The sequence below is a fragment of the Escherichia sp. KCJ4928 genome (genome assembly GCF_004352695.1).
GTDB lineage: Bacteria > Pseudomonadota > Gammaproteobacteria > Enterobacterales > Enterobacteriaceae > ECMA0423.
On sequence record NZ_SJWV01000015.1, the window covers coordinates 41,707 to 47,706 of the forward strand.

Below are 6,000 nucleotides of genomic sequence, written 5' to 3' on the forward strand. Positions count from 1 at the left end.
TTCTGCCGTAAGCCGTTCATCCTGACCAGTGCCGCTGTTCATATTTGCTCATTAAGATCGCTTCACTAAACCATAATTTTACAGGGGCTATTATGCGGAAACTCTGGAACGCGCTACGCCGACCCAGTGCTCGTTGGTCGGTACTGGCGCTGGTCGCAATTGGGATTGTGATTGGCATTGCGCTGATTGTATTGCCACACGTTGGGATCAAAGTCACCAGCACAACCGAATTTTGTGTCAGTTGCCACAGTATGCAACCGGTGTATGAAGAATATAAACAGTCGGTGCATTTCCAGAACGCCTCCGGCGTGCGAGCTGAATGCCATGACTGTCATATCCCGCCGGATATTCCAGGCATGGTGAAGCGCAAACTGGAAGCGAGCAATGATATCTACCAGACCTTTATTGCTCACTCCATTGATACACCTGAAAAATTCGAAGCCAAACGCGCGGAACTTGCCGAGCGTGAATGGGCGCGAATGAAAGAAAACAACTCGGCAACCTGCCGCTCCTGCCATAACTACGATGCGATGGATCATGCGAAGCAGCATCCTGAAGCGGCACGTCAGATGAAGGTGGCAGCGAAAGATAATCAATCCTGCATCGACTGTCATAAAGGTATTGCCCACCAGTTACCGGATATGAGTAGCGGCTTCCGTAAGCAGTTCGATGAGCTGCGCGCCAGTGCTAATGACAGTGGTGACACGCTGTACTCTATTGATATTAAGCCAATTTATGCGGCGAAAGGCGATAAAGAAGCCTCTGGTTCTCTGCTGCCTGCTTCGGAAGTGAAAGTCCTTAAACGTGACGGCGACTGGCTGCAAATTGAAATTACCGGCTGGACGGAAAGCGCCGGACGTCAGCGTGTACTCACCCAATTCCCAGGTAAACGCATCTTTGTTGCCTCGATTCGTGGTGATGTGCAGCAGCAGGTAAAAACGCTGGAGAAAACCACCGTTGCCGACACCAATACCGAGTGGAGCAAGTTGCAGGCCACTGCGTGGATGAAGAAAGGCGACATGGTGAACGATATCAAACCGATCTGGGCTTATGCGGATTCGTTGTACAACGGCACCTGTAACCAGTGCCACGGCGCACCGGAAATCGCCCACTTTGACGCTAACGGTTGGATCGGCACGCTCAACGGCATGATTGGCTTTACCAGTCTCGATAAACGTGAAGAACGCACCTTGTTGAAATATCTGCAAATGAATGCGTCTGACACCGCAGGTAAGGCTCACGGCGATAAGAAGGAAGAAAAATAATGAACAATAACGATCTCTTTCAGGCATCACGTCGGCGTTTTCTGGCACAACTCGGCGGCTTAACCGTCGCCGGGATGCTGGGGCCGTCATTGTTAACGCCGCGCCGTGCGACTGCGGCGCAAGCGGCGACTGACGCTGTCATCTCGAAAGAGGGCATTCTTACCGGGTCGCACTGGGGGGCTATCCGCGCGACGGTGAAGGATGGTCGCTTTGTGGCGGCAAAACCGTTCGAACTGGATAAATATCCGTCGAAAATGATTGCCGGATTGCCGGATCACGTACACAACGCGGCGCGTATTCGTTATCCGATGGTACGCGTGGACTGGCTGCGTAAGCGCCATCTCAGCGATACCTCCCAGCGCGGTGATAACCGTTTTGTGCGCGTGAGCTGGGATGAAGCCCTCGACATGTTCTATGAAGAACTGGAACGCGTGCAGAAAACTCACGGGCCGAGTGCCTTGCTGACCGCCAGTGGTTGGCAATCGACGGGGATGTTCCATAACGCTTCGGGGATGCTGGCGAAAGCTATTGCCTTGCATGGTAATAGCGTTGGTACGGGCGGAGATTACTCTACCGGTGCTGCGCAGGTGATCCTGCCGCGCGTGGTTGGCTCAATGGAAGTGTATGAACAGCAAACCTCCTGGCCGCTGGTATTGCAGAACAGCAAAACCATTGTGCTGTGGGGCTCTGATTTGCTGAAAAACCAGCAAGCGAACTGGTGGTGCCCGGATCACGATGTTTATGAATATTACGCGCAGCTAAAAGCGAAAGTCGCCGCCGGTGAAATTGAGGTCATCAGCATCGATCCGGTTGTCACATCCACCCATGAGTATCTGGGGCGCGAGCATGTGAAGCACATTGCGGTTAACCCGCAAACTGATGTGCCGCTGCAACTGGCGCTGGCGTATACGCTGTACAGTGAAAACCTGTACGACAAAAACTTCCTCGCTAACTACTGTGTGGGTTTTGAGCAGTTCCTGCCGTACCTGCTGGGTGAGAAAGACGGTCAGCCGAAAGATGCCGCATGGGCTGAAAAACTGACCGGCATTGATGCCGAAAGCATTCGTGGGCTGGCGCGGCAGATGGCGGCGAACAGAACGCAAATTATTGCTGGCTGGTGCGTGCAGCGTATGCAGCACGGTGAACAGTGGGCGTGGATGATTGTGGTTCTGGCGGCGATGCTGGGGCAAATTGGCCTGCCAGGTGGTGGCTTTGGTTTTGGCTGGCACTATAACGGCGCAGGCACGCCGGGGCGTAAAGGCGTTATTCTGAGTGGTTTCTCCGGCTCTACGTCGATTCCGCCTGTTCACGACAACAGTGATTACAAAGGCTACAGCAGCACCATTCCGATTGCCCGTTTTATCGATGCGATCCTCGAACCGGGGAAAGTGATCAACTGGAACGGTAAATCGGTAAAACTGCCGCCGCTGAAAATGTGTATTTTTGCCGGAACTAACCCATTCCATCGCCATCAGCAGATCAACCGCATTATTGAAGGCTGGCGCAAGCTGGAAACGGTTATCGCCATAGATAACCAGTGGACCTCAACCTGCCGCTTTGCCGATATCGTGCTGCCTGCGACCACGCAGTTTGAGCGTAACGATCTCGACCAGTACGGCAACCACTCCAACCGTGGCATTATCGCCATGAAACAGGTGGTGCCGCCGCAGTTCGAGGCGCGCAACGACTTTGATATTTTCCGCGAGCTGTGCCGTCGCTTTAATCGCGAAGAAGCCTTTACCGAAGGGCTGGACGAAATGGGCTGGCTGAAACGCATCTGGCAGGAAGGTGTACAACAAGGCAAAGGACGCGGCGTTCATCTGCCAGCGTTTGATGACTTCTGGAATAACAAAGAGTACGTCGAGTTTGACCATCCGCAGATGTTTGTTCGCCACCAGGCATTCCGCGAAGATCCGGATCTCGAACCGCTGGGCACGCCGAGTGGCCTGATTGAGATCTACTCGAAAACCATCGCCGATATGAACTACGACGATTGTCAGGGGCATCCGATGTGGTTTGAGAAAATCGAACGCTCCCACGGTGGGCCCGGCTCGCAGAAGTATCCGTTGCATCTGCAATCTGTGCATCCGGATTTCCGACTTCACTCGCAGTTATGTGAGTCGGAAACTCTGCGTCAGCAATATACGGTAGCGGGTAAAGAGCCAGTGTTCATTAACCCGCAGGATGCCAGCGCGCGCGGTATTCGTAACGGTGATGTGGTACGCGTCTTTAACGCTCGCGGTCAGGTGTTGGCAGGGGCAGTAGTTTCTGACCGCTATGCACCCGGCGTGGCACGAATTCACGAAGGGGCATGGTACGATCCAGATAAAGGCGGCGAGCCTGGTGCGCTGTGCAAATACGGTAACCCCAACGTGCTGACCATCGACATCGGTACTTCGCAGCTGGCGCAGGCGACCAGTGCGCACACTACGCTGGTGGAAATTGAGAAGTACAATGGAGCCGTGGAGCAGGTGACGGCGTTTAACGGCCCTGTGGAGATGGTGGCGCAGTGCGAATATGTTCCCGCGTCGCAGGTGAAATCATGACCACGCTGACAGCACAACAGATTGCCTGTGTTTACGCCTGGCTGGCGCAGTTGTTCTCCCGTGAACTGGACGATGAACAACTGACGCAAATCGCCAGTGCGCAGATGGCTGAATGGTTTTCGTTGCTGAAAAGCGAACCGCCGCTGGCTGCGGCGGTGAATGAGCTGGAAAACTGTATTGCCACGCTGACAGTACGTGACGATGCCCGTCTGGAACTGGCCGCTGACTTTTGCGGCCTGTTTCTGATGACCGACAAACAAGCGGCGCTGCCGTATGCATCGGCCTACAAACAGGACGAGCAAGAGATTAAACGCTTGTTAGTTGAGGCAGGGATGGAAACCAGCGGCAATTTCAACGAACCGGCAGATCATCTGGCGATCTATCTCGAATTGCTCAGCCATCTGCATTTTTCGCTGGGAGAGGGGACCGTTCCTGCGCGAAGAATCGACAGTTTGCGGCAAAAAACACTGACGGCGCTGTGGCAATGGTTACCAGAGTTTGTTGTGCGTTGTCGTCAGTATGACAGCTTTGGTTTTTACGCGGCACTAAGCCAGTTATTGCTGGTGTTAGTGGAGAGCGACCACCAAAACAGATAACGTCGTTTGTGCGCCTGAAAAGACGCGTTTAGCGTCGCATCAGGCATTATGGGGCAGTTGCCGGATGCGTCATCACATCCGGCAAACACACATCACGGATGAGCTACAAACCGGGAAAGTCGCTGGCGCAGCAGGCGGTTTTCCTGCTTCAGGTGCGCAATATCATCCATTAACGTCAGCGCCACCGCGATCCCCGGCCAGTCCAGAGCCAGTTCATGACGCAGGCGTACTGCGCGTTGCACCACGATGGCGGCATGGTCGTCAAATACCCAGGTTGTTTCCTGGATCTCACGCGGTTCAACCACCCCCAAACCGACAATTTCATTCAACTCCTCTTCAGAGATGCCGGTATGCAGGCAAAATTCGGTAATAGTAAAAGTCACCGTAACATTAGCCATTATGCTTTCCCCCAATCTTTACGTGGATCAAAAGACGACTGGGCGTCTGCCAGTTGCTGCCACAGCGCGGCAGTGTTTTCATCCGGTTTCGGCGGCATCACGATTTTCAGTACCGCATACAGATCGCCGGTCTGTTTTTTGCTCACCAGACCTTTGCCTTTAACGCGCAATCGTTGCCCGGCCTGGCTGCCTGGCGGGATAGTCAGCAAAATGCTTTCTTTCAGTGTTGGAACGGTGACTTTAGCACCCAGCGCCGCTTCCCACGGGCTAACCGGCACTACAATTTCCAGATCATGGCCGACAATATCGAACAGCGGATGTGGCGCAATATGAATCACCAGCCACAAATCGCCATTTGGACCGCCGTTTTCGCCCGGCGTCCCCTGGCCTTTCAGACGGATGCGTTGACCATTGCCGACGCCCGCCGGGATCTTGACATTCAGCGTTTTCGGAATTTCCTGTTCGATCATGCCAAAGGCGTTATAAACCGGCAGGTTATAGCTGATGGTACGCTTATGCTCAGTAAGCGTTTCTTCGAGGAATACCGCCACTTCGATTTCAATATCGTGGCCGCGTGTGGCGGGGCGTTGACGGCTCTGGCGGGCATGCTGACCGAAAATTGACGAGAAGATATCGTCAAAATCTTCGGCGTTAAAACTCTGACCGTCGCTATGATGGAACTGACGGTTAAATTGCGGATCGTTGCGATGTTGCCACATCTGATCATACTCAGCGCGACGTTGTTCATCACTTAACACTTCCCAGGCTTCAGCGACCTCTTTGAAGCGGGCTTCGGCATCCGGTTCTTTGCTGACATCAGGATGGTATTTGCGGGCCAGTCGACGATAGGCGGTCTTGATTGTCTTGAGATCGTCCGTCGGTTTCACGCCCATGATGGCGTAATAATCCTTTAATTCCATAGCGTTATCTCGCGTAAATCAACACAAATTGAAGGAACCCCTGTAAGGTAACTCCTATAAGTGTAGGGTAATCCTCAAAATTTCATATGCCAACACAGAATATGTTATTGAAATCATCGCGGAGAGGAGGTCGCCTCAAGGTGGGGTGCTGAACATATTTCAAACAGGTGAAAAAGGGTGAGCGATTTTTGATAGTGGAACCAGGCACTTTAAGTTTAACTGGGGCGTCATTATTTATTAAATTTTATAGGCGCTATATATGAGTAGTAATATAC

At 53.0% G+C, this 6,000-nt stretch carries 5 protein-coding genes; 3 read left to right on the forward strand and 2 right to left on the reverse strand.

What is annotated here, in order from left to right; genetic code table 11:
• The first annotated feature begins 92 nt into the window (after window positions 1-92).
• From torC to torD, 3 genes are read left to right on the forward strand one after another with little or no spacing between them, the layout of a single operon-like run.
• Window positions 93-1,265 carry a pentaheme c-type cytochrome TorC gene (gene torC, locus E0D98_RS04400; RefSeq protein WP_001230242.1) on the forward strand — a complete coding sequence of 391 codons (1,173 nt, stop codon included), beginning with the start codon at window positions 93-95 and terminating at the stop codon, window positions 1,263-1,265.
• On the forward strand, window positions 1,265-3,811 hold the full coding sequence (gene torA / locus E0D98_RS04405; protein ID WP_001062098.1) for a trimethylamine-N-oxide reductase TorA: 2,547 nt from the start codon (window positions 1,265-1,267) through the stop codon (window positions 3,809-3,811). Before torC ends, torA begins: the two co-directional genes overlap by 1 nt.
• Window positions 3,808-4,407, forward strand: coding sequence for a molecular chaperone TorD (gene torD / locus E0D98_RS04410; protein WP_000209869.1), 600 nt, complete (start codon window positions 3,808-3,810; stop codon window positions 4,405-4,407). The genes torA and torD overlap by 4 nt, the downstream gene beginning before the upstream one ends.
• Window positions 4,408-4,499: 92 nt before the next feature.
• Here the strand turns inward: torD and cbpM are convergent, their stop codons facing one another.
• On the reverse strand, window positions 4,500-4,805 hold the full coding sequence (gene cbpM, locus E0D98_RS04415; RefSeq protein WP_000024560.1) for a chaperone modulator CbpM: 306 nt from the start codon (window positions 4,803-4,805) through the stop codon (window positions 4,500-4,502).
• A complete protein-coding gene (gene cbpA / locus E0D98_RS04420; protein WP_000420629.1) occupies window positions 4,805-5,725 on the reverse strand; it encodes a curved DNA-binding protein in 921 nt (306 codons plus the stop codon). The genes cbpM and cbpA overlap by 1 nt, the downstream gene beginning before the upstream one ends.
• Window positions 5,726-6,000: the final 275 nt, after the last annotated feature.

What these genes read in the sequence shown, in the direction of transcription:
- cbpA (WP_000420629.1), bottom strand. Translation starts at nt 5,725, where the DNA reads ATGGAATTAAAGGATTATTACGCCATCATGGGCGTGAAACCGACGGAC.
- torD (WP_000209869.1), top strand. Translation starts at nt 3,808, where the DNA reads ATGACCACGCTGACAGCACAACAGATTGCCTGTGTTTACGCCTGGCTG.
- cbpM (WP_000024560.1), bottom strand. Translation starts at nt 4,805, where the DNA reads ATGGCTAATGTTACGGTGACTTTTACTATTACCGAATTTTGCCTGCAT.
- torC (WP_001230242.1), top strand. Translation starts at nt 93, where the DNA reads ATGCGGAAACTCTGGAACGCGCTACGCCGACCCAGTGCTCGTTGGTCG.
- torA (WP_001062098.1), top strand. Translation starts at nt 1,265, where the DNA reads ATGAACAATAACGATCTCTTTCAGGCATCACGTCGGCGTTTTCTGGCA.